Below are 15,315 nucleotides of genomic sequence, written 5' to 3'. Positions count from 1 at the left end.
CGGCCCGGGCGGCGGTTAGCCGGATTCGGCAAGCCAGCGCGCGCGCGTGGCCGAGGGCAGTTCCCCGAACAATCGGCTGTAGTCGGCCGCGAAGCGCGACAGGTGCCAGAAGCCCCAGCGCGCCGCCACGTCGCCGATGCTGTCGCGCCGGTGCGTCTGCAGCTCGCGCCGCACCCGGTTCAGGCGCATCACGCGCAGGTAGGTCACGGGGCTCAGGTGCACCACGTCCTCGAAGGCGTACTGCAGCGCGCGGCGCGACACGCCGGTGGCCGCGCAGAGGTCGGGCACGCTGATGGCCTCGTCGGCATGGGCGCGCATGTACTCGCGCGCCAGTGCCACGATGTGGCGCCGCGCCACCGTGCCGGGCGGCAGCCGGGTTTCGAAGGCGTCGCAGCCGATGCAGTGCAGCACCGCGTCGGCCAGCGACAGCGACAGCATGTGGCGCGCCGCCGGCTGCTCGAGTTGCGCGAGGTTGCCGCGCGCCAGCGACAGCGCCGCGCCCAGCAGCTTCGACAGCTCGCTCTCGTCGAAGCCCGGCTGGCGCACCGGCGCCGGCTCGGGCAGGCGCAGCTCGAAGTCGGCGCCGAACAGCGTGGCCGCGAGCTCGGCCAGTGGCGCCGTGTCGATGCACACCGCCATCAGGTCCATGCCGGCGCCGGCCAGCAGTTCGAATTCGCGCCGCGGCGACAGCGCGATCAGGCGCCGGCCCTCGATCTCGTGGCCGCAGTACCAGCTGCCGCTGCCCGCGACCTCGGTGACGGCGAACGAGACCGTGCCCGGGCGGCCCTGGCCGTTCTGCAGCAGGGTCTGGTTCGCATGCTCGTGGAAGACCTGGACGAAGCCCAGGTGCAGGTCCTCGGACAGGCCCTCGAAGCGGCCGTTCGACAGCTGCTCGTAGTGCTGGTCCCAGTGGTCCAGGCTCGAGGCCTGTGCCTGGGCCTCGGCGTTCAGGTGGCGGGAGAAGTGAAGCTCGGTCATGGTCGGCGCGGACGCTGGCACGGGGGCCGTCGTCGAGCCGACGAGCAGGAACCGTGCCGATCAGCGCGCAGTCTGCAAGAAGCGCGAGCGCTTGACCATCTTGCTTACCCTCGGTCCGGCCGCCGCCTCATTCGGGCTGGAGCCCGATGTCCTTGACCAGCGCGCCCCAGTCGCGCAGGTCCTGGCGCAGGGTCGCGGCGAACTGCTCGGGCGTGTTCTGCGGCAGGTCGGTGAAGTTGAGCTCGCGCAGGCGCTGCACCACGGCCGGGTCGCGCAGCGCGCGGTTCACCGCCTCGTTGAGCTTCTTCACGACCGCCGGCGGCGTCTTCGCGGGCGCCAGCACGCCGTACCAGGCATAGGTGGTGAACGGGTAGCCGGACTCGGTCATCGTCGGCACCTCGGGCAGCATCGGGATGCGCGAGGGCCCGCTGTTGGCCAGCGCCCGGAGCCGGCCCGCGCGCACCAGCTCCACCGTCGAGGACATGTCGGCGAAGGCCGCCTCGACCTGGCCGCCCATCAGGTCCTGCACGCAGGGGCCGCTGCCCTTGTAGGGCACGTGCTCGATCACCAGGCCGGCCTGCTTCTTGAGGCTTTCCATCGCCAGGTGGCCGCCCGAGCCGTTGCCCCACGAGCAATAGCTGAGCTTGTCGGGCCGCGCCTTGGCATAGGCGACGAAGTCGGCCAGCGTCTTCACGGGCAGGTCGTTGCGCACCAGCAGCAGGTTGCCGCCGCGGCCGATCTGGGCCACCGGCGCGAAGTCCTTCACCGGGTCGTAGGGCAGCTTGCGGTAGAGGCTGGGGTTCACCACCATCGCGGCGGCGTAGGTGAACAGCAGCCGGTAGCCGTCGGGCGCCGCGCGCGCCACCTGCTCGGTGCCGAGGATGCCGTTGGCGCCGGGCCGGTTGTCGACCACGAAGGGCTGCTTGAGCGACTTGCCCAGCGCGTCGGCGACCAGCCGCGCGATGGTGTCGGTGCCGCCCGCGGCGGCCGTGGGCACGACCAGCGTGACGGGCTTGTCGGGATAGGCCTCGGCGCCCTGCGCGGCGGCCGTGGCCAGCAGGCCGGCGAGGCCGGCAAGGAACAGGCCGGTGCGGAGAAGGGATGCGGTCATGGATGCGGGTCCTCGGGAAGTCATTGGATACCGAAGCGCGCCTGCGTGCCCTGCTCGATCATGTCGGCGCTCACGCGGTAGAGGTTGCGCGACACGTAGCTGGGCACCTGCCGCGCACGCTGGCGCAGCCACTCGGCCTTGAGCGCGCGCGCCTCGGCGAGCTCGGGCGCGTCGCCGCGCGCGGTGGCCAGCAGGTCGATCACGTGCAGCGCGAGCTGCCATTGCCCTTGCTGCGCGAGCGCGCGCGCCCGCGCGATCAGGCCGGCCTTGTCGGTGATGGCCTCGGCCACGGCCTGGCCGACGGCCTCGGGCGGCTCGGGATGCAGGCTGGTCGGGTTGCGGTCCCACCAGCCGTTCTCCGAGCGGTAGATGTCGCGCACGATGTAGGCCGGGTCGCCGTAGGTGGGCTTCATCCAGTCGACCGCGAACAGTTCGTCGGGGCAGCGGATGCGCGCCAGCAGCTCGCGCTCGTTGAGGCCCTCGTTCATCAGCCGCACCACCTCGGCGCGCAGCCAGCGCAGGGCGCGCGCCGTGTGCGTGAGCACGTGCCGCACCTGGTCCTCGCCCTCGAGCGTGGCGCCGAACTCGCGCACCGCCTTGCGTGCGCCGAGCGCGGCCAGCGCCTCGAGCGTGTCGGCCCAGCGCACCGTGTCGCGCAGCGTGCGAAAGGGCGTGCCGATGTTGGGGATCGAATCGATCAGCGCCGCGCCGCCGTAGAGCACGCGCTGCGCGGGGCTCCACAGCGCGATCGCGTCGTCGGTCTCCGAGGGCGCCCAGCGCAGCTCGATGGCGCGTTCGCCGTGGCCGATGGCCAGCCGCTCGTCGAAGGTCTCGGTCGGCGCATGCATCGACAGCCGCTGCGCGAAGAAGCCCGCGGGCCGGTTGAACTGGATCTCGGCCATGCGGTGCTGCAGCGCCTCGGTCTCGCGGTAGCGCGCGAGGCGCCGCGGCACGTTGCGGTGCGCGATCACGCGCGGCGGCGCGTCGCCGCGCCGCGCCGCATGGGCGAGCCACATCGGCACGCCGGCGTTGTAGCCCACATGGCCGTGGCTGTAGCACAGCGCATGCAGCGGCGCGTCGCTGAGTTCGCGCACCGCGTCGATCATGCCCTGCGTCACCGCACCGCCCGGGCCGGCGTCGATCACCACCAGGCCGACATCGGTCTCGGCCACGAAGGACTGTCCCTGCCCGCGCAGGATGTGCAGGCCCGGCGCCACCGTCTCGGTGCCGCTGCCGACGATGAGGAAGGGCTTCTCCTGTTCCTGTGTGCTGCTCATGCGTCGTCTCCCAGTCGTTGAAGCGGCGGCAGCGCATAGCGGCCGTCGAGCATCTCCGCGCGCGGCACGTAGGCGCGCAGACAGAGGTAGAAGGCGCCCGCGGGCGCGGGCAGCCAGTTCGCGCGCGCGGCATCGTCCGCGGGCGCCGCATGCTGGATGCGCAGCGTGAGGCCGCCGTCGGCGTCGTGGCGCAGCGCCGGGGTGCGGTCGCCGATGGCGTAGCGGTCGATCGGGTTGTCGACCAGCATGCAGTCGCGGCTGTCGTACATGGTGAGCGACCAGAAGGCCTCGACCGGCGGCAGCTCGCCGGGCCCGAAGCGCAAGCTGTAGCGGTGGCTGCCGTGCAGCGCGCGGCCCGCGGCGTCGTGCCAGGCGAGCGGGTAGGTGGCCTCGCGGCTCTCGAGCATGCCGATGTACTTGAGCGCGACCAGCGCCCGCAGCCGGTGGTCGTCGCCGAAGCTCGCTTCGACCGTCGGCATGGCCACCCAGCCGCTGGCGGCCGCGCGGCCGGCTTCCGTGGCGCGCAGCCCTGGCAGCACGCGGGCGATCGCGTCCTGCAGCCGCTCGCGCTGCGTGTCGTCGAGCACGACGGCATCGGGGTGCAGGCCGAGCGCGGCGTAGCGCGCAAGCCGGTCGGCATCGCGCGCGGGCGGCGGGTTCTCGCGCAGCGCGCGCTGCACCTGCGCCGCGAAATGCCCCGCGTCTGGCGGCGCCTTCGGATCGCAGGCCGGATCGAAGGCCATCGGCTGGGGCGCCGCACCGGCCTGCCAGTCGGCCAGCGTCCGCACCACGAAGCCGTCCTGCAGCGCATGCACCGCGGGCAGGTCGTGCGGCCCGTCGACCAGGATGCGGCCGATGACCCAGAGCCAGCGCGTGGGCGCCTCGATGCGCGCGCCGGGCGCGTCGAAGGCGGCCGGCAGCGCGCCGTGCCAACCTGGCGGCACGAGCACGAAGGAACGCGCCGCCGTGCCCGTGAGCCGCTGGCCGAGGTGGGCGAAGGGGTTGGTATGGAAGTCGAGCAGGCCCAGCACGTAGTAGCGCCCCGTGGTGTCGGGCACGTCGATCACCAGCGGGCCCGCGCCGAGGTCGAGCCAGGCGTGGGTGTAGAGCGTGTCGTTGTTCGGCGTCACGACGCGGCTCTTGCCCGGGCCCAGCAGCTTGCGCGCATGGGTGAACACGTTGCACCAGCGTTGCGGTGCCGGTGCCTCGCCGGCGGTCTCGCAGCGTTGCGGCGAGGTGGCCGCGCGCATGCGGCACATCTCGTAGAGCGGCCAGGCGTAGACCACGGCCTCCTCGGCCAGGGTGTCGATGCCGGTGTCGATCGTCGCGGCCATGACGTCAGTCCTCCTGCGGCTGCAGGGCCGGGATGCGCCAGGCGCGCACGCCTTCGCGCGGGTGGTACATGCGCAGGATCAGGTAGAAGCGGCCGGCGGGCGCGGGCAGCCAGTTGGCGGCATCGGCGGGCCGTGCATGGCCCAGCACCAGTTCCAGGCTGCCGTCGGCACCGCGTCGCAGGCCCTGCGTGCGGTCGCCGATCGCATGGCGGCCGATGGCGTTGGGATAGAGGAAGCGGTCGCTGTCGTAGAGCGTCACCGACCAGAAGGCGTCGGCCGGCGGCATGTCGTCGGCCTCGAAGCGCATCGCATAGCGGCGCCGGCCGTCGAGCGGCTCCAGCGTCGCGTCGTGGTGCGAGGCGGCGTACACGGCCTCGCTGGTGGCCAGTGCGCCCAGGCCCAGGTAGGCGGTGCGCGCGCGGCCGAGGAACTCGCTGCCGTAGCGGCCGGTGGCGGGCGTCATGGCCCAGGCCTTGGGCCGGTGGTGCCGGCCCACCGCGCCGACCACCCGCACGCCCTCGGCGAAGCCTTCGACCAGGCCCTCGCGCAGCGGCGCGTCGAGCGTGTCCCATGCGAAGGCCGCGTCGGGCCGCAGCCCGGCCTGGCCGAACCAGGCCACCAGCGCGCGGTCCTCGACGCGGCCCGGCGCTTCGGCGAGCGCCTGGCAGAGGTTGGCGAAGAAGCGCGGCGCGACCTGCGCGGCCGGCTCGCCGTTCTCGAAGGCGGCCGCCATGGCATCGACCGGTTCGCCGACCCAGCGTTCGATCGCCGCCGGGCGGCCGCGCGGCACCGTGCCGGGCGCGGGCGCGAGCCGGATCTCGGACTGCAGCGCGCGCGCCGCGGGCCAGTCGGCCTCGTCGCCGACCAGGATGCGGCCGATCAGCCACACCAGGTCGGTCGGGCAGCGCACCACGCGGTGCGCGGCCAGCGCCTCGGGCACCGTGCCGCCCGGGCCCACGAGCACCACGGTCTCGCCCGCGGGATCGCAGTTGCGCGGCCCGAGGTTCTCGAAGTTCTCGGTGTAGGCGTCGTACAGCGGCAGCACGAAGTAGCGCCCCGGATGGCGCGCGGCCGCGGGCACGCTCAGCAGCATCGGGCCGTCGGCCAGGTGGATCCAGGCGATGGTGTAGAGCAAGTCGTTGGCCGGCGTCACCACGTCGCGGTCCTCGTGGGTCGAGGGGCGCGGCGCATGGTGCAGCGTGTTGATCGGCGCGCGCACGTCCGAGCCGGCCGAGGTGCCGATGCGGCGTTCGGCGCGCGGCCCGGTCTGCAGCGCGCAGGTGCGATACGTCTCGGTCAGCGGATAGCCGTAGACGAAGGCGGCGAGGCCGATCGAGCGCGCGAGCGCCTGGCGCGCGGCGTCGACGGTGGCCTGGGAGGCGGGAGCATTCATGGGGACGGAACCTCTGGCTGGTGGCGATGAAGGAAAGGGAAGGCAATCAATCGAGCTTCACGCCCGTGGCCTGCGTGAGCCGCAGCGTCACGGGCAGGAAGGCGCGGTAGGCGGCGCTGGCTTCCGCGGGCAGATTGCCCACGGGTTCGGCGCCGAGTTCCTCGATGCGGCGCGCGACCTCGGGCTGGTGCACCACCGCCGCGACCTCGCGCCCGAGCCGCTCGACCACCGCGTCGGGCGTCTTCGCGGGCGCCATCAGCGAGGTCGGCCCGGTCAGCGCGTAGACCTCGTCGGCGAAGCCCTGCTCGGCGAAGGTCGGCACCTCGGGCAGCGCCTTGGCGCGGCGCGGCCCGGCGACCGCGAGCGCGCGCAGCTTGCCGGCCGCGATGTAGGGCTGCAGCGTGGCGATCGAGCCCACGGTCAGCTGGATCACGCCGCCGATCAGGTCGATCGCCATCGGGCTCTCGCCCTTGTAGGGCACGTGCAGCGTGCGCAGGCCGTAGGCGCGGTCCATGTAGACCTGGATCTGGTGCGGCTGCGTGCCCGGGCCCCAGGAGCCTATCGCGTACTTGCCGGGCGCGGCCTTCAGCACCGCGATCAGGCTGGCGACATCCTTGGCCGGCACCGACGGGTGCACCGCGAGCACGGTGCGCGTGGTGGCGATGTCCGAGACCATGCGCAGGTCGGTGCGCGGGTCGTAGGGCAGCTTGCCGTAGAGCACGATGTTGGCCGTGACCGGGCCCGGCACCGTCAGCAGCAGCGTGTGACCGTCGGGCGCGCTCTTGGCGACGTGGTCGGTGCCGATGATCCCGCCCGCGCCGCTGCGGTTCTCGACCACCACGGGCTGGCCCAGCCGTTTCGACAGCCCCTCGGCGACCAGGCGCGCGAGGATGTCGGAGGAGCCGCCGGCCTGGTACTGCACGACGATGCGCAGCGGCTTCGACGGGAATTCGGCGCGGGCGCCGGTGGCCGCGAAGGCCGCGAGCGCGCACAGCAGCAGGCGTCGCTTCGATGGCGTCATGCGGTGCCTCCTTCCGCCGGCGATGGGTCGCGGCCCACGATCAGCGCATCGACCGCCACGCAGCCGCCCTCGGCCCGCGGCCGCGCGATCAGCGGATTGATCTCGGCGCTCGCCAGCGAGTCGCCGGCGCGCAGCGCGAAGTCGGCCAGCGCGCACAGCGCATCGGCGATCGACGCGAGGTCGACCGGCGCCTGGCCGCGCGCGCCATCGAGGATCGCGAAGGCGCGCAGCTCGCGCACCATCGCCAGCGTGTCCTCGCGCGTGACCGGCAGCACGCGCAGCGCCACGTCGCGCAGGGTCTCGACGTGGATGCCGCCGAGGCCGAACATCAGCACCGGCCCGAACACCGGGTCGCGGTGCACGCCCGCGATGCATTCGACGCCGCCGCTCGCCATGCGCGCCACCAGCGCACCGTCGAGCCGCGCCTCGGGCCGCGCGCTCAGTGCGTGGTCGCGCGTGCGCTCGAAGGCCGCGCGCGCCTGCGCCGCGCCGCGCAGGCCGAGCGCCACGCCGCCGACGTCCGACTTGTGCGCGATGTCGGCGCTCACGATCTTCAGCGCCACGGCGCCGCCGAAGGCCTCGGCCGCCGCCGCGGCCTCGTCGGCGCTGTGCGCGACGCGGTGCGCGACCACCGGCACGCCGGCCTCGGCGAGCAGCGCGAGCGCCGCGGGTTCGGCCATCGCGCCGGGCGCGAGCGCGATCGGATCGCCGACGGGCCGCGCATCGGCCTCGGGCAGGGCGCCGCTCTTCAATCCCGCGAGCGCGGCGATGGTGCGGATGCCGTCCGACGGATCGGCGAACACCAGGCAGCGCAGGCCTTCGAGTTCGGCGCGGCGTTCGGGCGAGAGCAGCGTGCTGATCGCGAGCAGCGTGTCGGGGTAGGCCGCGCGCAGCGACGCCACCAGCGCGCGCAGCGTGGGCCAGAACGCGTCCGACGCGCCCGCGGCCGCGAGGAAGCCCATCCACGAGGCGAAGCCGCGGTCGTCGAGCATCAGGCGCGCGCTGCGCTCGAGCAGGCTCATGTCGTTCGTCACCTGGCCCGTGATGTCGACCGGGTTGCGCGGCGCCGCGAACGGCACCCAGCCGCGCAGCGTGGCCTGCGCAGCCTCGCCGAGCGGCTGCACGTCGAGGCCCTGGGCCGAGGCGTCGTCGGCCATCAGCGCGCCCACGCCGCCCGACAGCGTGAACAGCCCGATCGAGCGGTCGCGCGGCCGGCCGGCCACGGCGGCGCTGTGCGCCAGGTCGAAGAACTCGCCGAGGCTGCGCGCGCGCAGCACGCCGTAGCGGCGGAACACCGCGTCGTACACCGCGTCGTCGCCCGCGAGCGCCGCGGTGTGCGAGGCCGCCGCCTGCGCGCCCAGCGCGGTGCGGCCGACCTTGACCATCACCACCGGCTTGCCCGCGGCCTGCGCGAGCGCCAGCGCGGCGCGCAGCCGCGGGCCGTCGCGGCAGCCTTCCATGTAGCCCATGATCACGTCGGTGGCCGGGTCCTGCGCGAGCCAGGCCAGGCAGTCGGCGAACTGCAGGTCGGCCTCGTTGCCGGTGGTGGCCCACAGCGACAGGCCGACGCCGCGCTCGCGCGCCATCGCGTAGGCATAGGCACCGAAGGCGCCCGACTGGCTCACCAGCCCGATGCGCCCCGGCGCCACGCGGCCCACGCCGGGCGCGGGCGAGAAGGTGGCGTAGACCTTGTGCGCGATGTTCATGAAGCCCAGGCAGTTGGGCCCGATGAGCCGCAGGCCGGCCGCGCGGGCCTTGGCGCCGAGCCGCGCCTGCGCGGCCGTGCCTTCGGCGCCGGTCTCGGCGAAGCCCGAGGAGAACAGCACCACGCCCTTGACCTTCGCTTCGATCGCATCGTCGAGCGCCGCATCGACCAGCGCGGCCGGCACCGAGAGGATCGCGAGGTCCACCGGCTGGCCGATGGCGCGCAGGCTGGGCCAGGCCCGCAGGTCCTGGATGCGCTCGGCGTTCGGGTTGACCGGGTAGAGCGCGCCGTCGAAGCCGAAGCGGCGCTGGTAGTCGACCGGGATGCCGCCGATCTTCTGCGGGTTGGAGGAGGCGCCGACCACCGCGATGGAACGCGGCGCGAACAGGGCCGACAGGGATTCGGTCTGGGAGCTGAAGAAATCCATGGAAGAGGCGACGAGGGGTTTCAGAAGTTGTGGCGGATGCCGGTCGCGAGCACGCGCACGCCGTTGCCGCTGTCGGGCGCGACCGCGACCGTGGCGAGCGTGGCCGAGGCGCCATGCCGGTTGAGCAGCCGCAGCCAGCGCGCGTAGAGCACGGTGCGCTTGCTCAGGTAGTAGTCGTAGCCCAGGGTCCAGGCCAGCTGCGATCGCTCGCTCGCGTCCACCTTGCGCTGCATGGCCTCGAACATCAGGTTCGAGGCCGGCGTGATGTTGTAGGTGAGGCCGAGGCTCGCGAGCTTCGCGCTCGGCACGCCGGGCAGGCTGGTGCTGTTGCGCACGTAGTTGGCGTAGAGCTGCAGCCCGATCGCCTCCCAGTCGTAGGCCGCGCTCAGCGCCTGGTAGGTGCTGGTGCTCGGCTCGGCCACGGGCGCGGCGGCCGAACCCGAGCGCGCGCGCTGGAAGGCGTAGCCCACGTAGTAGGGCTGGCGCCCCCAGCTCAGGCTGCCGCCGTAGAGCGTGCCGCTGCGGTGGCTCGCGGCGCTGGCCTCGCCGGGCGCATAGGCGAGGTCGGCGTAGAAGCCGGCGATGGCCGGCGTGCGGTAGCGCACCATGTTGCTGGCGCGCGCCGCGAAGGGCAGCAGGCCGGGCTGCGCGTCGGTCGCGGCGACCAGGTTGATCGGCGAGAACACCGAGTTCACGCCATAGGGATCGGCCTTGAACAGCGTGTAGAACATCGGCGTGTACATGCGGCCCGCGTCGACCTGGCCCCAGGGTGTCGACAGGCCGACGAAGGACTGGCGCGTGAACGCGATCTCGGGACCGGCCAGCGTGCCCTTGCCGGTGTCCGGCGCGAAGCCGGCCTCGAGCGTGAAGTGCGCATCGAACCCGCCGCCCAGGTCCTCCGCGCCGCGAAAGCCGAGGCGCGACGCGGTCTGGCCGCCATCCTCGAGCCGCGTCGAGGAGCTCGGTCCCGACTTCGCATGGGCCAGGTAGAGGTCGGCGGTGCCGAAGATCGTCACGCTGCCCTGTGCGAGCGCGAGCGAGGAGGAGGCCGCGAGCGCGAGGCCCGCGGCGGCTGTCTTCTTCATGTCGTGTTGTCTCCGGTGGGGCTCGTCGCCCCTCGAGGGCGGCTGCCGCTTGCGTGCTTGTCGGTGTCCGGTGCTTACGATAGAAACGACCGCCCCCCGAATCTGTCAAAGCGTTGACAGATTCCCGAACATCGCCGCAGGGAGAACCCGCTGACCCGACCGCGCAAGACCACCGAACGAGAGGCCGAGGAGAACGCCGCGCTGCTCGAGCGCGCGCTGCGCTGGAACGAGCTGTTCTCGCGCTGGCCCGATGCGCGCCGCGCCGAGCTCATGAAGTCGGCGCGGCTCGAGCGCTACGGCCGCCGCACGCAGGTGCTGGCGCACGATCGCCATCGGCGCGAGCTGCTGGTGGTGGTGTCGGGCTGCCTCGAGATCAGCAGCATGAGCCCGAACGGCCGCAAGTACGTGAACGCGCTGCTCGGCCCGGGACAGGTGGCGCCGCTGGTGCGCCTGCTCGAGGAGGTGCCGCTGGCCTACGACTACCACGCGCACGAGGACTCGGTGATCGTGCACCTGCCGAGCGACGCGGTGCTGGCCGTGCTCGATGCCGAGCCGCTGCTGTGGCGCGACGTGGCCAAGCTGGGCCTGCAGCGCCAGCGGCTGAGCATCGTGCTGCTGCAGAACCAGATGCTCAACTCGATCCACGGCCGCGTGGCTGCCGCGCTGATGAACCTGGTGCACTTCTACAACGGCCAGGGCGAGGACGGCGCGCCGCCGCTGGTGCGGCTGTCGCAGACCGACCTCGCGGCCATGCTCGGGCTGTCGCGCCAGACCGTCAACAAGGAGCTGGGGCGGCTGGTGGAGGAGGGCGCGATCGACATGCGCTACAAGCGCATCCGCATCGTCGATGCCGAACGGCTCGCGCGCATCGCGGCCGGCACCTGAATCAGGGGTGGATCTTCTCGCCCTTGGCGAGCATCTCGACGAACTGCGCGATGCGCCGCGCGCGCGTCTCGGGCTTCTTCGCGCTCTGGGTGCGGAACAGCACCGCGAAGCGGTTGCGCGCATCGAGCGCGGCGAAGAAGGTCGCGGCCTTCCTGTTGGCGTCGAGCGCGGCCCGCAGGTCGGGCGGCACGGTCGCCACGCGCGAGGCCTCGTAGGCCGCGGCCCAGCGACCGTCGGCCCTGGCGCGTTCGACCTCGGCCAGGCCGCCTGGCTGCATGCGGCCTTCCTCGATCAGCTGCAGTGCCTTGGCGCGGTTGATCTGCGACCAGGTGCTGCGCTTGGTGCGCGGCGTGTAGCGCTGCAGGAAATGCGTGTCGCTCTCGCTCTTGCGCTGGCCGTCGATCCAGCCGTGGCACAGCGCGAGATCGAGCGCCTGCGCGGTGTCGACCGAGGCGATGCCGCTGGCCTTCTTCGCGAGCCGCAGCCAGACGCCGGCATGGCTCGCGTGGTGGCGCTCGTACCAGCGCGCGAGCGCGGCGTCGTCGGCGCATTCGATGGGCGTGTCGTCGACGATGCGTTCGGCCGCGGCGGTCGCCTTCTTCGCCGGCGCTTTCTTCGCCGCCGTCACGGCACCCACCAGTAGCGCAGCGCGTGGAAGAAGATCGGCGCCGCGAAGATCACCGAGTCGAGCCGGTCGAGCATGCCGCCATGGCCCTCGATCATCGAGCCCCAGTCCTTCACGCCGCGGTCGCGCTTGATGGCCGACATCACGAGGCCGCCGAAGAAGCCCATCAGGCAGATGGTCAGCGACATCAGCGCGGCCTGCCACGCATTGAAGGGCGTGGCCCACGACAGCGCGGCGCCGAGCGCGGTGGCGCTCGCGATGCCGCCGATCAGGCCCTCCCAGGTCTTCGAGGGCGAGAGCTCGGGCGCCACCTTGCGCTTGCCGAACAGCTTGCCCCAGATGTACTGCAGCACGTCGCTGCCCTGCACCACGATCACGAGGAAGGCGATCAGCAGCAGGTTGCGGCCCTCGAAGCCCGGGATCTGCAGGGTGAGCAGCGCCGGCACGTGGCTGATGCAGAACACGCAGATCATCAGGCCCCACTGGATCTTCGAGGTGCGCTCGAGGAAGCGCTGCGTGTCGCCGCCCACGGCCGCGAGGATCGGCAGCACCAGGAAGGCATAGACCGGGATGAAGATCGAATAGAGGCCGTACCAGTCGATCCAGACCAGGAAGTACTGCACCGGCAGGCCGATGTAGAAGGCGGCCGCGATCGCGTGGTGGTCGCCGCGCCGGGTGTAGGCCAGGCTGATGAACTCGCGCAGCGCGTAGAACGAGATCAGGTAGAACAGCACGATCACCCCGCCCTTGCCGAACGCGAAGGCCAGGCCGATCGCCGCCACCATCACCCACCAGGCATTGACGCGCGCGTTGAGGTTGTCGATCACCGAATGCGGCTGGCCGTGCGCCACCCGCCACTTGAGCACGGCGCCGATGCCCGAGGCCAGCAGCAGCACGCCGAGCACGCCGCCGAACAGCTGCAGCGTGGTCTGCGCGAAGGGCGAGAGTTCGATCATGCGGCGCTCCCGGAGGCCGGCTTGGGCTTCTCGTCGAGGCGGTCGTACTCGGGCCGCAGATCGAGCATGGCGCTGCGCGCACGCGCCAGGAAGCTCAGCTTGTCCTCGCCCTCGGCCAGCACGATCGGCGTGCCGAAGCGCACCGTGCAGGCCAGCGGGATCGGCACCAGCGTGCCCTTGGGCAGCACGCGCTTGAGGTTCTCGATCCACACCGGCACCAGCCGCACGTTGGGGCAGGCGCGCGCGAGGTGGAACAGCCCGCTCTTGAGCGGCAGCAGGATCTCGTCGCCGGTGTTGCGCGTGCCCTCGGGGAACATGATCAGCGAGTCGCCGGCCTCGAGCGCGGCCTTCATCTGCTCGACCGGGTTGTCGCCCTGGCCCGAGCCGTCGCGCCGGATCATCAGCGCGTTGAACACGTCGGCGCCGATGAACTGGCGCAGCTTCGAGGCCATCCAGTAGTCCAGCCCCGCCACCGGCCGCGTGAGCGCGCGCAGATCGGGCGGCAGCGTGGCCCACAGCAGCACGAAGTCGCCATGGCTGGTGTGGTTGGCGAAGTAGAGCGTCTGCTCGGCCTTGGGGCTGGTGCCCGACCAGATGGCGCGCACGCCGGTCAAAAGGCCCGCGGCGCCGATGATCAGCTTGCCCGCGACCACGGCGAGCGCGCGGCGCACGATGCCGCTGTCGGGTTGTTTTTCTTCTGGGGGAGGAGCGGCGTCGTTCAAGTGAGGTCCTGTGTCATGAGGGCGAGCAGGAACATCGCGCTCTGGCAGGCGACCACGATGGCGTGGCGCTGCAGCAGCTGGCGGGTGCCCTGGGTGCGGTCGGCCAGCGGCCGCGCGGCGGAAGAAGCATCGCTGGCGCGCAGGCCGAGCCGGGCCAGCGCCTGGTCGAGCGCTTCGAGCGAGGCGATGGCGCCGCGCGCGAGGTCTTCGAACAGCGCCTGGTCGAGCCGCAGCCGGAACGCGAAATAGCGCTCGAGCACGCCGAGGATGGCGACGGCGCCGAAGGCCATGCTCGGCGTGGTGGGCAGCGAGCGCAAGGTGAGCGCGAGCACGAGCGCCGCGATCGCGCTGAGCGCGAAACCCCAGAGGGCCAGCACGCCGGCCGCGCGCAGCAGGCCGGCGAGCGCGGCGCAGGTGGCGCGGTCGGTGTCATTCATGGGGCGCTGCTCCGGAGGTGAAGCTGGGGGCGCCGAGCGGCGCGAGCGCGGCGAACCAGGCCGGCCGCAGCACGATCTGCGGCCGTGCGCGGCGCACCGCGGCCTCGGCCGTCGCCAGCCCGTCGGCGGCACTGGCCACGCCGTGCGTGCCGAGCCAGGCGATGGTCGCGGCCGCGCTGCGCGAGAAGCCGAGCGCGCAGCAGACCCAGACCGGGCCGCGCGCGGCGCGACGCTGGCCCTCGATCGCTGCGGCCGCGCGCCGCAGCCGCTGCGGGGCGGCACCACGAGGTCGAGCAGCGGCACGCAGCGCGCGCCCGTGGTGCCGCCCGGCACCTGCAGCTCGGCGCAGAGGCTCACCAGCCGCGGCCGGCCCGCGGCCTGCCATTCGGCCGGCGTGGGCAGGCGGCCGAGCCAGAGCCCGGGCACCACCTCGGCCGCGGGCGGCAGTCCGCGCGTCCACAGCCGTGCGTTGAGCGCCGCGCCGAGCCGGTAGGGCGCGAACAGCCAGCGCGCGGCCCAGCCCATGCGGCCCTGGCCGTCCATCTGGAAGCCGCGCGCGCCGAAGCCCGCGTAGTTGAGCGCCACCAGCGACAGCGAGGCCGCGGGCCAGGCCAGCCACAGCGCCCAGCCGCCGCCCCACAGCGCGAGCCCGAGGCAGGCCAGCGCGCCCAGCGCATAGCAGGCCGCGAGCTTCCAGCGTTGCGGATCGCGCGCGAGCCGCCAGGCGCGCGGCATCGAGACCGTGCGCCGCAGCGGCCACAGCCAGATGCAGACCAGGCCCAGCAGCGCGCCGGTCGGGATGTCGATGAAATGGTGCTGCCAGGTGGTCAGCACCGACGCGCAGATCGCGAAGGCCCACAGGTGCAGCACGAAGCGCGCCCACAGCGGCCGGATGAACTGCCGATACCAGTCCCACAGGATCACCGCCAGCGCGATGTGCAGCGAGGGCGCCTGGTTGTAGGGCTGGTCGAAGCCGCGCAGCGCCGCGAACAGGAAGGCCGGCGCGCCCTCGACCGCGGGCTGGCCGAAGCTGAAGTGCAGCGGCCAGATCACGAAGCAGGAGCAGGCGATCAGCGTGGCGCTGAGCAGCCGCGCGCCGTGGCGGTCGAGCGTGTGGCGGTCGCGCGCGAGGAACGGCGACAGCGCGTAGAAGACGTTGATGGTCCAGTAGGGAAAGATGGTCCAGGGCCAGAACGGCACCTGGCGTTCCCACGCGAAGGCCATCGAGGGCACCTGCGCGCGCGTGGTGGCCCACCAGTTGGCGAGGCCGTAGGTCAGGTAGAACAGCGGCCCCAGCACCGCCAGCCAGCCGGCGGCGCGCTTCCAGGGTCTCGCCGCGAACCAGGCGCGCATGGCGTC

Annotated in this window: 13 protein-coding genes and 1 pseudogene; 1 reads left to right on the top strand and 13 read right to left on the bottom strand. The window is 72.8% G+C overall.

The window, feature by feature from the left end; genetic code table 11:
• Positions 1-15 precede the first annotated feature (15 nt).
• The 8 genes from INQ48_27870 to INQ48_27835 all read right to left on the bottom strand — a co-directional run bounded on the left by INQ48_27870 (position 16) and on the right by INQ48_27835 (position 10,331).
• Entirely contained in the window at positions 16-978 is a 963-nt protein-coding gene (locus tag INQ48_27870; protein QRF57084.1) for a helix-turn-helix domain-containing protein, read from the bottom strand.
• Positions 979-1,105: 127 nt separating this feature from the next.
• The gene (locus INQ48_27865; GenBank protein QRF57083.1) at positions 1,106-2,089 is read right to left on the bottom strand and encodes a tripartite tricarboxylate transporter substrate binding protein; all 984 of its coding nucleotides are present in this window, start codon (positions 2,087-2,089) and stop codon (positions 1,106-1,108) included.
• Between the two features lie 20 nt (positions 2,090-2,109).
• Entirely contained in the window at positions 2,110-3,366 is a 1,257-nt protein-coding gene (locus INQ48_27860) for an MBL fold metallo-hydrolase (protein ID QRF57082.1), read from the bottom strand.
• Complete coding sequence (locus INQ48_27855) at positions 3,363-4,700, bottom strand: DUF1254 domain-containing protein (GenBank protein ID QRF57081.1); 1,338 nt, start codon at positions 4,698-4,700, stop codon at positions 3,363-3,365. Before INQ48_27855 ends, INQ48_27860 begins: the two co-directional genes overlap by 4 nt.
• 4 nt (positions 4,701-4,704) lie before the next feature.
• Complete coding sequence (locus tag INQ48_27850; protein QRF57080.1) at positions 4,705-6,093, bottom strand: DUF1254 domain-containing protein; 1,389 nt, start codon at positions 6,091-6,093, stop codon at positions 4,705-4,707.
• Between the two features lie 46 nt (positions 6,094-6,139).
• Positions 6,140-7,114, bottom strand: coding sequence for a tripartite tricarboxylate transporter substrate binding protein (locus INQ48_27845; GenBank protein ID QRF57079.1), 975 nt, complete (start codon positions 7,112-7,114; stop codon positions 6,140-6,142).
• The gene (locus INQ48_27840) at positions 7,111-9,246 is read right to left on the bottom strand and encodes an acetate--CoA ligase family protein (GenBank protein QRF57078.1); all 2,136 of its coding nucleotides are present in this window, start codon (positions 9,244-9,246) and stop codon (positions 7,111-7,113) included. Before INQ48_27840 ends, INQ48_27845 begins: the two co-directional genes overlap by 4 nt.
• 20 nt (positions 9,247-9,266) lie before the next feature.
• Positions 9,267-10,331: a porin gene (locus INQ48_27835; protein ID QRF57077.1), complete on the bottom strand. Its 1,065-nt coding sequence runs from the start codon at positions 10,329-10,331 to the stop codon at positions 9,267-9,269.
• A 201-nt stretch (positions 10,332-10,532) separates the two neighbouring features.
• On the opposite strand from INQ48_27835, the gene INQ48_27830 reads away from it, so the two are divergent.
• Positions 10,533-11,216 carry a Crp/Fnr family transcriptional regulator gene (locus tag INQ48_27830; GenBank protein QRF60928.1) on the top strand — a complete coding sequence of 228 codons (684 nt, stop codon included), beginning with the start codon at positions 10,533-10,535 and terminating at the stop codon, positions 11,214-11,216.
• Position 11,217: 1 nt separating this feature from the next.
• On the opposite strand, the gene INQ48_27825 is transcribed toward INQ48_27830, so the two are convergent.
• The 5 genes and pseudogenes from INQ48_27825 to INQ48_27805 form a co-directional block, all read right to left on the bottom strand.
• A complete protein-coding gene (locus INQ48_27825) occupies positions 11,218-11,853 on the bottom strand; it encodes a YdeI/OmpD-associated family protein (protein ID QRF57076.1) in 636 nt (211 codons plus the stop codon).
• A complete protein-coding gene (locus INQ48_27820; GenBank protein QRF57075.1) occupies positions 11,841-12,797 on the bottom strand; it encodes a phosphatidate cytidylyltransferase in 957 nt (318 codons plus the stop codon). Before INQ48_27820 ends, INQ48_27825 begins: the two co-directional genes overlap by 13 nt.
• Positions 12,794-13,471, bottom strand: coding sequence for a 1-acyl-sn-glycerol-3-phosphate acyltransferase (locus tag INQ48_27815; GenBank protein QRF60927.1), 678 nt, complete (start codon positions 13,469-13,471; stop codon positions 12,794-12,796). The genes INQ48_27820 and INQ48_27815 overlap by 4 nt, the downstream gene beginning before the upstream one ends.
• 44 nt (positions 13,472-13,515) lie before the next feature.
• Complete coding sequence (locus INQ48_27810) at positions 13,516-13,956, bottom strand: hypothetical protein (protein ID QRF57074.1); 441 nt, start codon at positions 13,954-13,956, stop codon at positions 13,516-13,518.
• A pseudogene (locus INQ48_27805) lies at positions 13,949-15,309 on the bottom strand (phosphatase PAP2/dual specificity phosphatase family protein). The gene INQ48_27810 and the pseudogene INQ48_27805 overlap by 8 nt, the downstream one beginning before the upstream one ends.
• Positions 15,310-15,315: the final 6 nt, after the last annotated feature.

Origin of the sequence: Variovorax paradoxus (assembly GCA_016806145.1) — a bacterium.
GTDB lineage: Bacteria > Pseudomonadota > Gammaproteobacteria > Burkholderiales > Burkholderiaceae_C > Variovorax.
Note: the sequence above shows the minus strand (reverse complement) of the source record. Positions and strands in the feature narration are given on the sequence as shown.